Below are 16,319 nucleotides of genomic sequence, written 5' to 3'. Positions count from 1 at the left end.
GAGCAATTCTCCTCAGGAATCACGATCTTCATTGGCGCGCCCGGACGGCACGACCGCGCTCTTGCCGGTGACGTAGTACACCTGCGGCTTGTTGCCGGTGTGCTCCATCAGGCGGACACCCTTTTTCTCGGCGATCAACTGATTGACGTGCGAAGACGGGTTGTCGAGGTCGCCGAAGAAACGGGCCTTGGGTGCGCAGGTACGTACGCAGGCCGGCACGTATTCCTTCAGTTCAGGGATGTCCTCGTCGAGATCCGGTACGCCTGCCGGGGCCTTGCTGATCTTGTGGTAGCAGAAGGTGCACTTGGAAACGACGCCCGGTGGCGGCACCCCGATACCCTTGCTCCAGTCCTCGTTGGCATCCGGCATCCGGTAGGGCGGCGTCCAGCCGTGCTTGCCGTCCTCGCTCTTGAACACCTGCTTGACATCCGGTTCGACCAGCGGCTTGGTGTCGGTGTAGAAGCGCACGCCATACGGGCAGGCGATCATGCAGTACTTGCAGCCGATGCACTTGTTCCAGTCCACCAGCACCACACCATCCTCGGTCTTGTAGGTCGCCTTGGTCGGGCAGACATGGACGCAGGACGGGTTTTCGCAATGCTGGCAGGGCCGTGGCAGCCAGGTCAGCTTGACGTTGGGAAATTTGCCCTCTTCGAAGAACAGGACGTCCTGCCAGTTTTCGCCGGGCGCAGTGTTGTTCTCCTGCGCACAGGCGGTCGAGCAGGCCTGGCAGCCGGTACAGCGCTCCAGGTCGATGACCATACCCCATTTAGCCATTTATCTTCTCCTCGTATCCGTTGCTCAGGCCCGCTCGATGCTGACCTTGGTGGTGTAGTAATTGCACTGGCCGGTAATGCGGTCGGACTGGTTGACGGTGATTTCACCGCCATGACCCGGCATCCGGTTCTTGGCCCAGCGGCCGTGTGCCCAGTGACCGTGCTCCATCGGGAAGACCAGCGTGTCCGGACGAACACCCTCGAAATAGCGGACAAAGCCCTCGATGTGCCCCAGATCGGACTTCACCTTGACCTTGTCGCCATCCTTGATGCCGCGCTTCTTGGCGGTCTCGGGATGAATCTCGATGTACACCGTGTTGCGCCCGCCCATGGTCGGCTGCAGCAGGGCGATGGCATGCGGAATGTTGGCCCCGCGTCCTTCGGCGTGCAGGGCGACCTTCGGCGTCACCATGTAGAGGTCGCCACCGCCCGGGTGCTTCGGCTCTTCCCACTGCGGGAACATCAGCTTGGCCGGGTCGCGCCCTGTTTTGGCCGCAATCCAGTCCGCCTTGGCTTCCATGGCGGAGGAGCGAATCTCGAACTTGCCGGAAGCGGTCTTGAACAACTTCTCCTTGACGGCGTCGGCGTTCAGCGGCTTGTTGTAGCCCTTGCCGTCCCACTCGTAGAACTCGCCTTGGCGTTGCTGGTAGATGTAAGGCTTCTTGTACCAGACGCCCTTCTCGACCCAGCTCTCGAAGGAATTGACCCCGTTGTCGCCGGGATCCTTCTCAAAGCCCTTGGCCAGGTGACGGATGACGTTCTCGGTGTTGTTCAGCGCCTTGTAGTAATCGCCCATCGGTCCCTTGATGCGCTTGCCCAGCTCGATCAGCATGTCGCCGTAGTACTTGGTGTCGTACAGCGGCTTGACGGCCGGCACCCGCAGCTGCGCCAGCGGCCAGCCCTGGAAGGGATAGGTCGGCGCGTCCTGCATGCGCTCCAGGTAGGTATGATCGGGCAGGATCAGATCGGCCATCATCGCCGTCTCGCCGGGGAAGGGCGAGGTGTCGATGACGAACAGTTCCTTCAGCGCCTCTTCCCATTCCTTGCCGTTCGGCGCAGTGAAGACCGGGTTGGTCAGATAGAACATCACCGTGTCGAGCTTGTACGGGTTGCCCTTGAGACTGTTCGGCCCGACTTCCTGGAGCATGTTGTTGGCCATCAGATAGCCGTCTTCATGGCCCTTCAGGTCGATGCGCGGCATCTTCTTCCAGTCGCCGGCCTTCGCCCAGTCGTCCATGTAGTCGTCAGCATTGACCGGCATCGCACCGTAAGACGGGCCCATCTGGTACATCAGGCCGCCCTTGGCGTAGAAAGCACCGACCAGCGCGTTCAGCGTGTGGATCGCCATGCCGTTGTACACACCGTTCGAATGGGCGTGGGCACCACGTTCGTAGAGCGCCATCGCCGGCCGTGTCGTACCGAACTCGCGCGCCGTCTTGACGATATCGGCGGTGGCGATGCTGGTCACTTCGGTCGCCCACTCCGGGGTCCGGTCCTTCAACTCGACGTTCCACCAATCGACCAGGCCCTTGACCCATTTTTCCTTGAAGAGATTGGCATCTACCGTCTTGCCGGTGACGAAGCGATTGTCGCCATCGACAAAATCGCCGACGAAATTGCGCTCCCACAAGCCTTCGGTCAGGATCACGTGGGCAATCGCCAGCGCCAGCGCGCCGTCGGTACCCGGCTTGATCAGCAAGGCGCGGTCGGAACTGGCCAGCGTCGTGTTCATGTGCACATCGACCGCGGTAACCTTGGTCTTCGGCGACTTCTCGCCGCGAATGTAGCCCCACACCTGCATGTTGTTGTTGTACGGCCGGAAGGCTTCGAGGAAGCCGACCCCGAACATCAGCAGGTAATTGGTATTGCGGTAGTCGTAGGCGTTGTAGCCGCCGATGCCGTCGACCAGCTTCTTCGAGATGACGCTGCCGTCGGAACACATCGACGAGTGGCCGATGGCGACGTTGGGCGAACCGTAAAGCTTGCCGAATGTCCCCTGCAAGCCGGCACAGGAAGCCCCCCAGCCACGGCCATAACACAGTGCGAAACGGTGCGATTCCCCCTTGTCGCGCAGGTTGTTGAGACGGTCGGCAGCGATCTGCAAGGCTTCGTCCCAGGAGATCGGCACGAATTTCGGATCTTCGTTGCGCCCCTTCTTGGGGTTGGTACGCTTCATCGGCCCCTTGAAACGATCCGGGTCGTAGAGGATGTAGGCGCCGAGCGGGCCCTTCGGGCACAGCTTGCCATTGGCGATCGGATGGTCGGTGTTGCCGTAGATCGAGTGCACGCGACCATTGGTCACGTAGACATCGATGCCGCAACGGGCCGGACACTGGTGGCAGATATTCTTGACCACCTGGTAATCGCCGCTGGCCGGTGCCGGCGCAGCCTTGGCCTCGCCGGACAAGGGAGCCAAGGCGGTGAATCCGCCGGCCGTCGCGCCGGCTGCACCGGCAACGCCGGTCGCCTGCAGGAAGCGACGACGGCTGATGCCCAACTTCAATATGCTCATTTTTTCTCCTCCTCTGAAACGCCGATAAATTTGTGCTGCACGTTTCGCTCAGGCATCCGCGGGCGGCGACTGGGCAAAAAGACTGTTGACCCCGCCAGCCAGGCTGCGGGAAAAGAGCGCCTGCTTGCTGCAGACCGGGCATTGATCGCGCCCACCGAGCGCCGGGAATTCGCTGCCGCAGGTGCGGCAGGCGGACAACTGCCAGCGGATCAACGACTGGCGGCCGGCGCCATCGCCGCCGAATGGCTGCATCCGGATGGCCCGGTCCGGACAATTGCGGGCACACTGACCACAGGCGATGCAATGCAGCGGGTCGAAACTGAGCCCCCCGGCGCCGTCGCTCGCCGCATCAATCTGCAACGCCCCGGTCGGGCACACCGCCGCACAGACGCCGTGTCCCTGGCAACTCCCGGCCACCGTCAATTGCGGCAGATGTCGTGCCGGAATCTGCCGCCCGTGACGCGCCGCCAGCGTGGCCATGGCCCCAACCAGACGCAGACGCTCACGCGGCACGATCTTGCCGGCCAGGCTGAACACCGGGGCAGGCAGCGGTTCACCGTCATTTTTCAATGCCTGGGCGCCGTTTACTGCGGCACCGGCCAACTGGCGGAAAAAGCCGCGTCGCGACACAGGCGGCGTAGCGTCAACCAACCCGGTCAGCGATTCCATCAAGGCATCGTCGGTCGGCACGAAATCGATGACCGGCAGATGCGATTCGTCGAACCCGCACTCGAACAGGGATAAACGCGCTTCGGTCACGGCCGCCATCAGCTTGTCCATGGCGCTGCCATTGGGCGAACTCTTGCCGGCTTCACAACCTGTACACCAGCCGCGCACGGTCAGATGCAGGGCACTGCCGCGCTGGCTGGCCGCCTGCACCAACCAGCCTGCCGACAAACCGGCCAGGCAGGGAACGCGGATGCCGTGTTCCGGCACGGAAGATGACGGGACGCGCTGGCAGTCGATATGAATCCAGGCGTGATCGGGCAGACTCTCCGGCAACGGGAAGGCATCCACCCGCAGGGCACCGGTCAAACACTGGGTGGTACATTGTCCGCAAGCCAGGCAATCGCCGCTCAATACCGGCCTGCCCGCGTCGAGCACGATGGCCCGCGTCGGGCAGGCATCGGCACACATACCGCACGCCTGCCCCGGGAAGCGTTCCGGCAGACAGGCAGCCACATCGAAACCCAGCTTGCCGCCGGACTTCCATTGCGTCACTGCCGCGGTTTGCGTCCGGGCACTCTCCATCTCCGCCATCCTTTATTTTTGATTGTCTGCCGGAGCCCCCTCTGCAATAGCCGGGCCAGCAACATGGGGAATAAAAAAACCCCAAACCAATCAATCAGCTAAGACAAATCCCCAGCGCAGACCGCCAATCCGGTGTTACCAAACCGTAACGCTGAAAATTGCATCCAGCCAACGCTGTTACGAATACGTAACACCCGGTTGGCATGCGCTTTTCACCCGCACGGAAAGGGACTGGCAAGCCAGGGCAAATGCCGCTTATCATCCGGCCATGATCGATACGCCCAGCGTTTCCAGCCAGCGCCGACGCCTGCTGCTGGCCATGGCGACAGCCTCGTTGCTGCCGGCCAACGCACGGGCGGTTTCCCGCGACACACCGCTCAGGCTGGGCCTGATGCCAGTCTTCCTCGACGACCAGTTCAGCTTTCTCGAACAATGGCGACGCTGGCTGGCACGCAAGCTGGATCGGCCCGTGCTTTTCATCCAGCGCGGCAATTACCGCGAGGTCATCGACCTGTTGCGCGCGGGCAAGATCGACATGGCCTGGTTGTGCGGCTACCCCTATGTCCGCTACCGACACGAACTGCAGTTGCTTGCGGTGCCCCTGTGGCGCCGCCGACCGCTTTACCAGTCCTACCTGATCGTCCCTCATGACGACAAGCGCACTCAGGGCATCAACGACCTGCGTGGCAGGGTCTTCGCCTATTCCGACCCCGATTCGAATTCCGGCTTTCTCTACCCCCGTTATCTGCTGAAAAGCAGCGGCGAAAACCCGGCGACCTTTTTCTCGCGAACCTTCTTCACCTGGGCTCACCGCAAGGTTGTTGAAGCCGTCGGCGTCGGCCTCGCCGATGGCGGCGCGGTCGATGGCTACGTCTGGGAGACGCTGGCCGAAGTACGCCCGGAACTGACGGCCACGACACGCATCATCGACCGCTCGCCGTTCATGGGCCACCCGCCTTTCGTCGCCCGCCGCGACCTGCCGCCGGAGGATATGACGCTGATTCGCGCCACCCTGACCGGTATGGCTGGCGATGACGAGGGCAGGACGCTGCTCAACCGCTTGCGTCTCGACGGTTTCGTGCCGGGCGACCGCAGCCTGTTCGACGGCATCGAGAAGATGGCCCGCGAGGCAGCCTGATATGTTCTTCGACAGTGATCTTTCGCTGCGCTGGAAGATTCCCTTGCGGGTCATGGCGGCCGTCCTCGGCACCGCTTTTGCCGTCACCTCGGCACTCCTGGTCTGGGAATACGACGAGATGCGCCAGAACCTGGAGGGACATGCCAAGAATCTCGGGCGCGTCCTGTCGAACACTTTGGTCACTCCGATGCTGCACGACGATGTCTGGCGGGCCTATGAAATCCTGCAATCGGCCCGGGTCAGTTTCCCGGAGGCTCCGGAATTGCTGGCCGAAGTCATTGTCGTCAGCGATAGTCGCCAACAGGTTTTCGTCTCCACCCGCCCCAAGGAATACCCGGTTGGTCACGCGCTGACCAGTCGCAGCACGCCGCTGGCCCGCGCTGTCGGCGCACTGGTGACTGACAGCGGCGCAGGACAAAAGGTGATTACCCCGACCGGCGGCAGTTCGCTGTACTTCGTCGCCACCCCGTTGCTCGCCGATGGTGTCGCGCTAGGCCATGTGATCCAGGGTTACACGACATCCACATTCTTTCCCCGTTTTGTCCGCCTGGTCGGTCGTGCCGCATTGGTCACCCTGCTGGTGCTGCTGATCATCCTGCCGATATCGTGGTTCTACGCCACCCGTACCGGGGAACCATTGATGCGTCTGGCCGAAGCCATGCGCAAGATTCCCCAAAGCGTCAGCGCGCCGGAGCTCGACAATCTGCCGGAAAGCCGCGACGAAATCGGCCAGCTTGGCACCGCCTTCCGCCGCATGGTCCGCGAATTGCAGGACAAGGAAGCGCTGGAGCGACAGATGCTGGTTTCCGAGCGACTGGCAGCGGTCGGCCGGCTGACCGCCGGCATTGCCCACGAGATCAACAACCCGCTGGCCGGCATGCTGACTGCGATCGACACCTTCCGCAAACACGCCCCCGATCCGGACAAGATGACGCTGTCCACGCTCGCCCTGCTCGAACGAGGCCTGCTGCAAATCAAGCAGACCGTGGCTGCTTTGCTGGTCGAGACCAAGGCCAAGGACCGCGCATTCACGCCGGAGGACGTAAACGACGTGTTGATTCTGGTCGAGGCGCAGGCCCGAACCCGGCAACTGGTACTGCAGGTTCATGGGGAACTGCACGGCGCACTGCCGCTGCCATCGACATTGATTCGCCAGATACTGCTCAACCTGCTCCTCAACGCGGTCAATGCAGCCCCCATCGGCGGCCGGATCGACCTCGACATCAGCGCATCGGCCGACGAATTGATGTTCCGGATTGCCAACGACGGCGAACATATTCCGCAGGAGCGACTGGATACCCTGTTCGAACCCTTCGTCACCAGCCGCGAGCAGGGTCATGGTCTCGGGCTGTGGATCGTCTACCAGATTGTCCAGCAGCTCGGGGGCCAGATCATCGTCGAGAGCCAGCCGGCACAAACCGTCTTCACCGCGATCCTTCCCCACGAACATGAGCCCTGAAGCCAAACCCCACATCTGTCTGATCGAGGACGACGAAATCCTCGGCGAATCCTTGCTCCAGCGTTTTTCACTGGAAGGTTTCGAGGTTGATCTCTGGCGTACCGCCGGCGAAGCCGAGACCGCGCTCTGCAGCCGACGCTACCATGTCGTCGTCAGCGACATCCGCCTGCCCGACCGTAGCGGCGCCGAGCTGTTCATCGACCTGTCGCACCGCCTGCACGGTTTGCCTCCCTTCCTGTTCCTTACCGGCCACGGCAGCATCGACCGAGCCGTCGAACTGCTCAAGGCCGGCGCCGCCGATTACCTGACCAAGCCGTTCGATGCCGATCTGCTGGTACAGAAAGTCCGCGGACTGGCCGAAGAATACGGCATGCTCGGCGGCGGGGATGCCGGCCAGCTAGGCATCTCGCCAAGCATGCGACGCATCGCCGAATCGCTGCCACGCCTTGCCCGCCATGCCTCGGCATTGTTGATCACCGGCGAATCCGGCGTCGGCAAGGAGCATGTCGCCCGCCAGTTTCATCAGCTGGCATTCAGCGACAAGGCGCCTTTCATTGCGGTCAACTGCGCAGCCATCCCCGAAAGCCTCCTGGAATCCGAGCTTTTCGGATTCGACAAAGGCGCCTTCACCGGGGCTGGGAAAACCAAGCGCGGCTATTTCGAACAGGCTGATGGAGGCACGCTATTTCTCGACGAAATCGGCGAGATGCCATTGTCGATGCAGGCAAAACTGTTGCGGGTATTGCAGGACAGGGCCATTACCCGCGTCGGCGGGGAGGAAACGATTGCTGTCGACTTCAAGCTGGTCTGTGCCACCCATCGCGACCTGAAGGAAATGGTCGAGCACGGCCAGTTCCGTGAAGACCTCTACTACCGGATTCACGTCATCCAGGTGCGAATTCCGCCATTGCGCGAACGCCAGGACGACATTCGCTGGTTTCTCCGGCACTACGTCGAGAATTTCAATCGCGCCAATCCACAGGAAGTACGGCGCATCGATCCGTGCACGGAACAGGTGCTGTCCCGCTATGCCTGGCCGGGAAACATTCGTGAACTGAAGCACGCCGTGGAACGTGCCTGCATTCTTTCGCCAGGCCCTCTGCTCGATGCCGAAGCATTTTTCGGAGAAGGCCTCGAAGGGGGCGACGGACAAGGCAGCCTGTCACCATCGCTGGCCGACTATCTGCTCGCCTGCGAAAAGAATTATCTGCAGATTGCGCTGGAGAAGCACGCCGGCCACATGACCCACACGGCGGAAGCGCTGGGCATTTCACGCAAGACGCTTTGGGAAAAAATGCGCCGCCTGGGCATGCACCACGACGATACGCCGTGATGCACGCCCGTCGGCGAATTCCCGAAGGCTTTACTACTTCTTGCTCGGACGTCCGGTCTTGATGCGCTCGACGCGATCCATGACCGCCTTCAGCTCCGCATCGTTGAGCGCGGCCAGCACGGCGACGCCGGCACGCAGCAGCTCGCTCTTCTTGACCTCGCCGCCAAGGCCGCCCATGCGCTTCTTGAGCACGGCGATCTGGGCGTATTCGGCTTCCGGCATGGCATAGCTGTCGCGCACCAGCTTCGGCTTCCTGGCCTTGGCGGGCTTTTCGGCTTTTGCCGGCTTTTCCACCTTGGCCGGCTTGGCCTTGTTGGCTTTCACCGGCTTCGCCTTGGGTGCCTGGGGCGGGTCGTAGCAGATGGCCTCGGCCTGCTCCAGCGCTTCGGCCAGCGCTTTCTGATGCTTGGCAACGGTTTCGGCAACCGCCGGCGCCTTGCGCGGGGCACGCGCCCGGGCGGGAGCCGCGGCCTTGGCCGGTGCGGCTGCTACCGGCTTGTCGACGGCGGCAGCCGCCGGCTTGGCAACTTTGGCGGCCGCGGCGGGCTTGGCGGCGGGCTTGGCGGCGGGCTTCGGTGCGGCGCTTCGCGGCGCTTGCTTGGTGGTGCTCATGGCGACTCTCCCTGTAAAAACGGTATGTGTAGTTTAGCCATTTTGCACTGTCACAGGATTAAAGTTTTTTGACAGGTAAAATGCGCCTCAACTTGAACCACGGAGCACTTTTCATGACCCAGGACGAACTGAAACAGGCGGTTGCCCAGGCGGCGGCCGACTACGTTGCCGAAAAGGCGCCGGCAGGTGCCATCATCGGCGTCGGTACCGGCTCGACGGCCAATTTCTTCATCGACGCGCTGGCCCCGCTGAAAGACCGCTATCGCGGTGCCGTCGCCAGCTCGGAGGCCACCCGCAAGCGCCTCGAAGGTCACGGCATCCCGGTCCTCGACCTCAACGAGGTCGAGCACATCCCGGTCTATGTGGACGGTGCCGACGAGGTCGATGCCGGCCTGAACATGATCAAGGGCGGCGGCGGCGCACTGACCCGCGAGAAGATCGTCGCGGCGGTGGCCGACATCTTTGTCTGCATCGCCGACGGTTCCAAGCTGGTCGACACCATGGGCAAGTTCCCGCTGCCGGTCGAAGTGATCCCCATGGCCCGCGCCCACGTCGCCCGCCAGCTGGCCAAACTCGGCGGCAAGCCGGTGCTGCGCGAGGGCTTCGTGACCGACAACGGCAACCTGATCCTCGACGTCCATGGCCTGGCAATCACCGATCCCAAAGGCCTGGAAGCACAGATCAACCAGATCGTCGGCGTCGTCACCAACGGCCTCTTTGCCATGCGTCCGGCCGACCTGCTGCTGCTCGGCACGGCCGATGGCGTGCGCCGGATCGGCTGAGTCATTTTCCTGTCACATCCTGGGGTTAAAGTTCGTCCAGCAAAAACAGAAACCCCAAATCTCTCCATTCAAGCCCGGCGTCAGTCGGGCTTCTTTTTTGTTCAGTTCAACTGGCGCAGCGGCATCTGGGCTGCCTCCAGGCCGCCGCGACGGCGCTCGACAAACACGCTGCCGCCGATCACCCCTTCGCTCTGTTCCTTGACCCGTTTCTTTGCCTGCTTCTTGGCGACTGAGGCGGCCGCAGCCACTTCCCGGTGCGAGTCGTACTGGCGCGGCTGGATGCGGACGGCGCCGATCGACAGGGTCGGCAAGGCCTGAAAGCCCAGTTCACCGCGTCGGTTCTCGGCCATGTAGCCACCCTGGCTGAGTTCTTCCGGACCGACCATGGCCTGCGTCCGCTCGGCAAAGCCGTGCACCAGTTGCCAGCAGCGGTTCTCCCAGTCGGCACTCTGGAAGATGACGAAGAAATCGTCGCCGCCAATGTGACCGACGAAATCGTTGCGTTCGTCGACGGCATCGCAAATCAGCTGCCCCAGCGTCTGGATCAGGTCGTCGCCACGGCGATAGCCGAAGTTGTCGTTGAACGGCTTGAAGTTATCGATATCGATGTAGGCGGCGACAAACTCGACGTCGGCGTCGAGCATCCGGTCGATGTGTTCGTTGATCGGCACGTTGCCCGGCAACTGGGTCAGCGGGTTGGCGTAGCGGGCGGCGCTGATCTGCATTTCGGTGATCGTCGCCATCAGGTCCTGGCTGTTGCCGATCCCGAGGTAGCTGCCCTCGCCGGTCACGATGAAGCCGTCGTAGAGGTAGTGCTTCGGCGCCAGAGCCAGCATCAGCGCGAGTTCCTGGATGCTGGCATGCTGATCGACGATCAGCGGCGCATGATCCATGAACAGTTCGCAAGACTTGCTGCCATAGAGCTCGCGGCGGAACGGCCGGGCAAAGCGGTCGATCAGGCTGTGCCGGTTGATCATGCCGATCGGCTGCTGACCGTTGACGACCGGCAACACGTAGAGCTCCGGATCGGCCTCGAAACGGGCGATCGCCACATCGTTGGTGGCCAGGTGCGGGAGCGGCTCGATGGCCCGCAACAGATTCCGCGCCGTCGGCACCTTGCCCTGTCCGCCCTGAGTCGGCGTCAGCGCGACGCGTCGCTGGTCGAGGGCGGTGATCACCGGCAAGCTCAGCTGACGTGCCGGTGCCGGCACCGGGCGCTCGATGAAGTAGCCCTGCCCGCAGGCGATCCCCATGTCGCGGATGCAGTTGAAGTCTTCCTGGCGCTCGATGCCTTCGGCCACCAGCGAGGCATTGCAGATCCCCGCCAGGTCCTGCATGGCCCGGACAAAGTGGTATTTGATCCGGTCGTCGGCAATGCCATGGACGAAATGCTTGTCGATCTTGACGAACTCGGGCCGCAGGTCGGACCACATGCGCAGATTGGCAAAACCCTCGCCGAGATCGTCGATGGCAATCTGGAAACCGCGCCCGCGGTAATGCAGCAAGGCCTCCTGGATGCCCGGCAGATCGGTGATCTGCTGGTTCTCGGTCAACTCCAGCACGATGCGGTTGGCGGGCAGGCCGAGTTCGCGCAGCAAGGCCTGCGTTTCCCCGTTCATCAGTTGCGGCGCCAGCAGGCAGCCGGGCGTGACATTGAGGAACAGCCGCCCCCCGAGCGACTGGGCAACAAACGCCCGCATGCTGGTTTCGCGGCAGGCATGCTCCAGCGCCAGCGAGCAGCCGGCGCGGCGCGCGGCCGCGAACAATTTGTCTGGCCGTTGCAGGGCACTGCCTTCGGGGCCGCGGATCAGCGCCTCGTAGCCGTAGATGGCACGCGCCCGGAAATCGACGATGGGCTGGAATACCGGCACGAGCAGCCCCTCGGCGAGGATGGTGCGCAACTCGGAAACTTCCTGGTCGATAACGGTAAGCATGGCGATGACAGCTCATGAATATGGGGCCGCCAAGTGTATGGCCCGGATATTTCAGCCCGGTTAAACCCACACGGCATGCAAGGATGCTGTGTCACGGCCATGTAACCATCGCCCGGCATGCTTTTCCCATCCGCAACCCGATGGTCAAACGACATGCCCAAGCCGAACGACATTGCAAGCTTCCCGGAACTGTTCGACGACATGGAACAGTTCCTCGACGAACAGATCAATCGACTGAAACGCACCGGCCTGCTGACCGCCTCGGTCGCCCTGCCGGCAGCCCTGGCGCTGTTTTACCTGGCGCAGAAGATGACAGGATGATCGGCACACCGAAACCGGACGACACACACAAATGTCATCCACTCTGAATCCAAACGGTATATCATCACCCTGACTTGCGACTCACCCAAGGGAGCCACCAATGACAACAACAACCTACAACGAGCAAGCCGAAAACATCGGCGCCAGCCTGGACAAGACCCTGCGCCTCGCCTGGTTCTGGATCAACGGCGCAATTCTCCCCGGTGTCGGGGTCGCACTTTACCTACTCGGACTGCAGATCAGTCCCTGAAAAAACAAACCCCGCCGTAGCGGGGTCGTGGTGCGGTAACTTCCGGATCAGGGCTTGGGCGGAACGTAGCCCTGGATCTGGTCTGCGCCGTCGCCGAAGAAGTGCTTTTCGATCTGCTCGGCCAGATACTTACGGTGCCGGGCATCGACGAGATTCAGGCGATTCTCGTTGATGATCATCGTCTGCAGCTTGATCCACTGCTGCCAGGCTTCCTTCGAGACGTTCTCGAAAATACGCTTGCCCAGCTCGCCCGGATAGGGCGGCATGTCCAGCCCTTCAGACTCGCAGCCGAGCTTGATGCAATTGACCATTCTTGCCATGTTGTTCTCCTTGGGAATGAATGCGGGGATTATAGAGTCTTGAACAGCACCTTTGACCGCCGCTGGTAGTTGTACATTTCCTTTTTCGCCGCCGGCAGGTCATCGACCGTACCGAGTTTGAAACCGCGCTCGACGAACCAGTGCTCGGTACGGGTGGTCAGCACGAACAGGCGCTTGATGCCGGATTTCTTGGCACGGCGGATGATGCGTTCCATCAGTTGCTCGCCGTAACCCCACTCGCGGTGGTCCGGGTTGACGGCCAGGCAAGCCAGTTCGGCCTCGTCTTCGGTGTGCGGATAGAGGGCGGCGCAACCGACGATGATCCCGTCGTGCAGCATGATCGAGAAACGCTCGATCTCGCGTTCGAGCAATTCGCGCGGCCGGTGCACGAGGATGCCTTCCTGCTCCATCGGCTCGATCAGCGCGATCAACGCGGCGATGTCGTCGGGCTTGGCTTCGCGGATGTTTTCCAGCGATTCGCGGGTGATCACGGTGCCGACGCCGTCATGGGTGAACAGTTCGCGCAGCAGCGCGCCATCCTGGGCATAGCCGATGAGGTGCACGCGACCGACACCGGAGCGGCTGGCGCGGACGGTACAGGGCAGGTAGCGCATCATGTCCGAAGTCAACCAGTCGGCATCGCGCAACAACTGCGATGCTTCATCGGCGGTGACTGCGTCGAGCAGTTCGCCGGAACGATCGGTGACGCCGGCGCTGTCGGTCAGGTACACCAGCTTGTCGGCCTTGAGCGCGACGGCGACGCTTTCCGCGACTTCTTCCATCTGCAGGTTGAAGATCTCGCCGGTCGGCGACGGCCCCTCGCAGTTGAGCAGGACGATGTTGCCCAGGCCGAGCTGGGCATTGATGCCTTCGCTATCGACCTTGCGCACCTTGCCGGCGTAATGCATGTCGATGCCGTCGAGCACGCCGATCGGCTGGCCGGTGATGAAATTGCCGCCGATCACGCGGATCCGGCTGTTGGCCATCGGCGTATTCGGCAAGCCCTGCGACAGCATGGCCTCGATTTCGAGATAGACACTGCCGACCGCATCGAGCACGCAATCGAGCGTATCGGCATCGGTGATGCGGTAGCCGCGGTGGTACTTCGATTCGAGGTTTTTCTCGCGCAGCTCTTCCTCGATCTGCGGCCGCGCACCATGCACCAGTACCAGCCGGATGCCCAGGCTGGCCAGCAGATTGACGTCGTAAGCCAGGGTCTTGATGAACTCGCTGGCAATCGCCTTGCCGCCGAAGGCAATGACGAAGGTCTTGCCGCGAAAGGCATTGATGTAGGGCGTGACCGCCCGGAACCAGGCGACGAAGTTTTCGTCGTAGGAATTTTCGCTCATATCAGCTCTTCTTTTTCCCCTCGCCATCCAGGGCGGCTTCGATACGCTCGCAGACGGTCCTGAGGACCTTCACGCGGGCAAAATTCTTGTCGTTGGCCTCGACCAGCGTCCACGGTGCCAGCCCGGTCGAGGTCCGGTCCACCATGTCGCACACGGCATCTACATAGGCATCCCACTTCTCGCGGTTGCGCCAGTCCTCGTCGGTGATCTTGAAGCGTTTGAATTCGGTGTCCTGACGCTCCTTGAAACGGCGCAACTGCTCTTCGGCAGAAATCTGCAACCAGAACTTGATCACGATGCACCCGGCGCCGGCCATTTGATGCTCGAAGTCGTTGATTTCGGCGTAGGCGCGCAACCAGTCGGCCTCGCTGCAGAAGCCCTCGACCCGCTCGACCAGCACCCGGCCGTACCAGGAGCGGTCGAAGATCGCCACCCGGCCGGTACGCGGCAGATGGCGCCAGAAACGCCACAGGTAGGGCTGGGCGCGCTCCTCCTCGGTCGGCGCGGCAATCGGGATGATCTGGTATTGGCGCGCGTCCATCGCTGCCCCGAGCCGGCGGATGCTGCCGCCTTTGCCGGCGGCATCCGACCCCTCGAAGACCAGCACCAGCGAATGCTTGCCGGTGAAGCGCGGATCGCGGACCAGTTCCGACAGGCGCGACTGGTATTTGGCCAACTGGCTTTCGTAATCCTTCTTGGCCAGTTTCTGCGTCAGATCGAGTTCGCTGAGCACGTTCCTGCCGTCGATCGCCTGGACGATGGGCGGCGCCACCGGCACCTGCGGCACCGGCTGCTGCAGGCGGCGCTTCATGGCGTCGAGAACGATGCGGCCGACGGTCAGCGAGCGGTAGGCATCATCGGTCCCCTCGACGATGATCCACGGCGCCTTGGCGGTATTGGTCACGCGCAGCACATGGCCGGCCACTTCCTGCAGCTTGTCGTAGGTCTTCAGCCGGTCGTAACTTTCCTTGGTCACCCGCCAGGCCGTGCGCGGGTCCTTTTCCAGCGCCTTCAGGCGTTGCTTCTGGGCGTCCTTGGACAGGTGGAACCAGAACTTGAGCACCAGCGCGCCTTCGTTGACCAGCATCGCCTCGAACCGGTTGATGTCGTCGAGGCGCTCGTCGAGTTCGGCGCGGCGCATGTTGCCGGTGATGCGGTCGGCAATCGGCTGCGAGTACCAGGAACCGGCAAAGATGCCAACCTTGCCCTTGGCCGGCAAGGCACGCCAGTAACGCCACATGACCGGGCGCGCGGCTTCCTCGTCGCTCGGTCCGGAAAAGGCCAGCGTCGAGATGTGCCGCGGGTCCATCCACGAATACAGCAGGTTGATGGTCTCCCCCTTGCCGCTGCCGTCGACCCCGGAAATCAGGATGACGACCGGAAACTCCTTTTTCTGCAGGACATCGTACTGAACGTCGAGCAAGGCGGCGCGCAGCTTCGGCACCTCCTGCCGGAAGGTTTCCTTGTCGATCTTGTGTCCCAACTCTGCCGCTTCGAACATCTTCACTCCCCCCTGAAGTCACCCCACAACACCTGCAGGGCGGCCAACGCGGCCAGCCCGGCCGTTTCCGTGCGCAACACGCGCGGCCCCAGGCGCACAGCCCGGAACCCCGCCTGTCGTGCCGCGATCACTTCCTGCGGATCGAGCCCCCCCTCGGCACCGATCAGCAGTTGAACCCGGCTGGCCGGCGCAATGCCGGCCAGCGTTTCTTCGGCATCCGGCGCCAGCATCAGGCGCAGCACGCCGTCGGCCGGCCGGGCCAGCCATTGATCCAGTCTTTCCAGCGGCGCCACCAGGGGTACCTGGTTACGCCCGCATTGCTCGCAGGCCGAAGCGGCGACGCCCTGCCAGTGCGCAACGCGCTTGGCCGCGCGGTCACCGGCCAGCTTCAGGACACTGCGCCGGCTCTCCACCGGCACGATGTCGCGCACGCCCAGTTCGACCGCTTTCTGGATGGTGAAATCCATCTTGTCGCCGGCCTGCAGCGCCTGCACCAGCGTCACCGCCAGCGGCGACTCGCGCTCGACCTCGCGCCAGGCGGCCAATTCGGCAAAGACCTTGTCCTTCTCGATGCGTTCGATGTGGGCGGGATACTCGCCGCCGCGACCGTCGAACAACACCATCGGCGCCCCCGGCGGCAGGCGCAAAACACGCACGGCGTGGCGCGCCACCGGCTCGGGCAGTTCGATATGGGCGCCCGGCGAAAGGGCCTCCCGACAATAGAAACGGGGCAGATTCATCGGTGCTATTATGCGGCGAAACGCGTTGTCGAAGGGAGCAT

Annotated in this window: 15 protein-coding genes; 6 read left to right on the top strand and 9 right to left on the bottom strand. The window is 62.7% G+C overall.

Features of this window, described 5'->3' with window-relative positions; all coding sequences use genetic code 11:
* Positions 1-12: 12 nt before the first annotated feature.
* From Q0799_RS13805 to Q0799_RS13795, 3 genes are read right to left on the bottom strand one after another with little or no spacing between them, the layout of a single operon-like run.
* Positions 13-777 carry a 4Fe-4S dicluster domain-containing protein gene (locus Q0799_RS13805; protein WP_298399363.1) on the bottom strand — a complete coding sequence of 255 codons (765 nt, stop codon included), beginning with the start codon at positions 775-777 and terminating at the stop codon, positions 13-15.
* Positions 778-801: 24 nt separating this feature from the next.
* Positions 802-3,288 (bottom strand): molybdopterin-dependent oxidoreductase, encoded by a 2,487-nt coding sequence (locus Q0799_RS13800; protein ID WP_298399361.1) that lies wholly within the window; start codon positions 3,286-3,288, stop codon positions 802-804.
* A 48-nt stretch (positions 3,289-3,336) separates the two neighbouring features.
* Positions 3,337-4,539: a 4Fe-4S binding protein gene (locus tag Q0799_RS13795; protein WP_298399360.1), complete on the bottom strand. Its 1,203-nt coding sequence runs from the start codon at positions 4,537-4,539 to the stop codon at positions 3,337-3,339.
* A 268-nt stretch (positions 4,540-4,807) separates the two neighbouring features.
* Between Q0799_RS13795 and phnD the strand changes: the two genes are divergently transcribed.
* Genes phnD through Q0799_RS13780 form a run of 3 tightly spaced genes read left to right on the top strand, consistent with a single transcriptional unit; the run spans position 4,808 to position 8,469 of the window.
* Positions 4,808-5,677, top strand: a complete 870-nt coding sequence (gene phnD / locus Q0799_RS13790; protein ID WP_281983335.1) for a phosphate/phosphite/phosphonate ABC transporter substrate-binding protein — start codon at positions 4,808-4,810, stop codon at positions 5,675-5,677.
* Position 5,678: 1 nt separating this feature from the next.
* Positions 5,679-7,136, top strand: coding sequence for a HAMP domain-containing sensor histidine kinase (locus tag Q0799_RS13785; protein ID WP_298399359.1), 1,458 nt, complete (start codon positions 5,679-5,681; stop codon positions 7,134-7,136).
* Positions 7,126-8,469, top strand: coding sequence for a sigma-54 dependent transcriptional regulator (locus tag Q0799_RS13780; RefSeq protein ID WP_298399358.1), 1,344 nt, complete (start codon positions 7,126-7,128; stop codon positions 8,467-8,469). The genes Q0799_RS13785 and Q0799_RS13780 overlap by 11 nt, the downstream gene beginning before the upstream one ends.
* A gap of 33 nt (positions 8,470-8,502) precedes the next feature.
* Here the strand turns inward: Q0799_RS13780 and Q0799_RS13775 are convergent, their stop codons facing one another.
* Positions 8,503-9,081: a hypothetical protein gene (locus Q0799_RS13775; RefSeq protein ID WP_298399357.1), complete on the bottom strand. Its 579-nt coding sequence runs from the start codon at positions 9,079-9,081 to the stop codon at positions 8,503-8,505.
* A 113-nt stretch (positions 9,082-9,194) separates the two neighbouring features.
* On the opposite strand from Q0799_RS13775, the gene rpiA reads away from it, so the two are divergent.
* Complete coding sequence (rpiA, locus tag Q0799_RS13770) at positions 9,195-9,863, top strand: ribose-5-phosphate isomerase RpiA (RefSeq protein WP_298399356.1); 669 nt, start codon at positions 9,195-9,197, stop codon at positions 9,861-9,863.
* A gap of 101 nt (positions 9,864-9,964) precedes the next feature.
* Here rpiA and Q0799_RS13765 read toward each other — a convergent pair whose 3' ends face one another.
* Positions 9,965-11,797: a GGDEF domain-containing protein gene (locus Q0799_RS13765; protein WP_298399355.1), complete on the bottom strand. Its 1,833-nt coding sequence runs from the start codon at positions 11,795-11,797 to the stop codon at positions 9,965-9,967.
* Between the two features lie 153 nt (positions 11,798-11,950).
* On the opposite strand from Q0799_RS13765, the gene Q0799_RS13760 reads away from it, so the two are divergent.
* Positions 11,951-12,118 (top strand): hypothetical protein, encoded by a 168-nt coding sequence (locus tag Q0799_RS13760; RefSeq protein ID WP_298399354.1) that lies wholly within the window; start codon positions 11,951-11,953, stop codon positions 12,116-12,118.
* A 100-nt stretch (positions 12,119-12,218) separates the two neighbouring features.
* Positions 12,219-12,368, top strand: coding sequence for a hypothetical protein (locus Q0799_RS13755; protein WP_298399353.1), 150 nt, complete (start codon positions 12,219-12,221; stop codon positions 12,366-12,368).
* 47 nt (positions 12,369-12,415) lie between these two features.
* On the opposite strand, the gene Q0799_RS13750 is transcribed toward Q0799_RS13755, so the two are convergent.
* Genes Q0799_RS13750 through Q0799_RS13735 form a run of 4 tightly spaced genes read right to left on the bottom strand, consistent with a single transcriptional unit; the run spans position 12,416 to position 16,278 of the window.
* Positions 12,416-12,688, bottom strand: a complete 273-nt coding sequence (locus Q0799_RS13750) for an oxidative damage protection protein (RefSeq protein ID WP_298399352.1) — start codon at positions 12,686-12,688, stop codon at positions 12,416-12,418.
* A gap of 29 nt (positions 12,689-12,717) precedes the next feature.
* Positions 12,718-14,037 (bottom strand): amino-acid N-acetyltransferase, encoded by a 1,320-nt coding sequence (gene argA, locus Q0799_RS13745; RefSeq protein ID WP_298399351.1) that lies wholly within the window; start codon positions 14,035-14,037, stop codon positions 12,718-12,720.
* A gap of 1 nt (position 14,038) precedes the next feature.
* On the bottom strand, positions 14,039-15,538 hold the full coding sequence (gene pap, locus Q0799_RS13740) for a polyphosphate:AMP phosphotransferase (RefSeq protein ID WP_298399349.1): 1,500 nt from the start codon (positions 15,536-15,538) through the stop codon (positions 14,039-14,041).
* A 2-nt stretch (positions 15,539-15,540) separates the two neighbouring features.
* Entirely contained in the window at positions 15,541-16,278 is a 738-nt protein-coding gene (locus tag Q0799_RS13735) for a 16S rRNA (uracil(1498)-N(3))-methyltransferase (RefSeq protein WP_298399348.1), read from the bottom strand.
* Positions 16,279-16,319: the final 41 nt, after the last annotated feature.

Origin of the sequence: uncultured Azonexus sp. (assembly GCF_937982035.1) — a bacterium.
Taxonomy (GTDB): domain Bacteria; phylum Pseudomonadota; class Gammaproteobacteria; order Burkholderiales; family Rhodocyclaceae; genus Azonexus.
The sequence above is the reverse complement of the archived record's forward strand: the minus strand, read 5'-3'. Positions and strand labels throughout refer to the sequence as shown.

Excerpts from the sequence above, each read along its gene's own strand:
- phnD (WP_281983335.1), top strand. The coding sequence starts at position 4,808 with ATGATCGATACGCCCAGCGTTTCCAGCCAGCGCCGACGCCTGCTGCTG.
- Q0799_RS13760 (WP_298399354.1), top strand. The coding sequence starts at position 11,951 with ATGCCCAAGCCGAACGACATTGCAAGCTTCCCGGAACTGTTCGACGAC.
- pap (WP_298399349.1), bottom strand. The coding sequence starts at position 15,538 with ATGTTCGAAGCGGCAGAGTTGGGACACAAGATCGACAAGGAAACCTTC.
- Q0799_RS13750 (WP_298399352.1), bottom strand. The coding sequence starts at position 12,688 with ATGGCAAGAATGGTCAATTGCATCAAGCTCGGCTGCGAGTCTGAAGGG.
- Q0799_RS13800 (WP_298399361.1), bottom strand. The coding sequence starts at position 3,288 with ATGAGCATATTGAAGTTGGGCATCAGCCGTCGTCGCTTCCTGCAGGCG.
- Q0799_RS13785 (WP_298399359.1), top strand. The coding sequence starts at position 5,679 with ATGTTCTTCGACAGTGATCTTTCGCTGCGCTGGAAGATTCCCTTGCGG.
- Q0799_RS13780 (WP_298399358.1), top strand. The coding sequence starts at position 7,126 with ATGAGCCCTGAAGCCAAACCCCACATCTGTCTGATCGAGGACGACGAA.
- Q0799_RS13775 (WP_298399357.1), bottom strand. The coding sequence starts at position 9,081 with ATGAGCACCACCAAGCAAGCGCCGCGAAGCGCCGCACCGAAGCCCGCC.
- Q0799_RS13765 (WP_298399355.1), bottom strand. The coding sequence starts at position 11,797 with ATGCTTACCGTTATCGACCAGGAAGTTTCCGAGTTGCGCACCATCCTC.
- Q0799_RS13805 (WP_298399363.1), bottom strand. The coding sequence starts at position 777 with ATGGCTAAATGGGGTATGGTCATCGACCTGGAGCGCTGTACCGGCTGC.
- argA (WP_298399351.1), bottom strand. The coding sequence starts at position 14,037 with ATGAGCGAAAATTCCTACGACGAAAACTTCGTCGCCTGGTTCCGGGCG.
- Q0799_RS13735 (WP_298399348.1), bottom strand. The coding sequence starts at position 16,278 with ATGAATCTGCCCCGTTTCTATTGTCGGGAGGCCCTTTCGCCGGGCGCC.
- Q0799_RS13755 (WP_298399353.1), top strand. The coding sequence starts at position 12,219 with ATGACAACAACAACCTACAACGAGCAAGCCGAAAACATCGGCGCCAGC.
- rpiA (WP_298399356.1), top strand. The coding sequence starts at position 9,195 with ATGACCCAGGACGAACTGAAACAGGCGGTTGCCCAGGCGGCGGCCGAC.
- Q0799_RS13795 (WP_298399360.1), bottom strand. The coding sequence starts at position 4,539 with ATGGAGAGTGCCCGGACGCAAACCGCGGCAGTGACGCAATGGAAGTCC.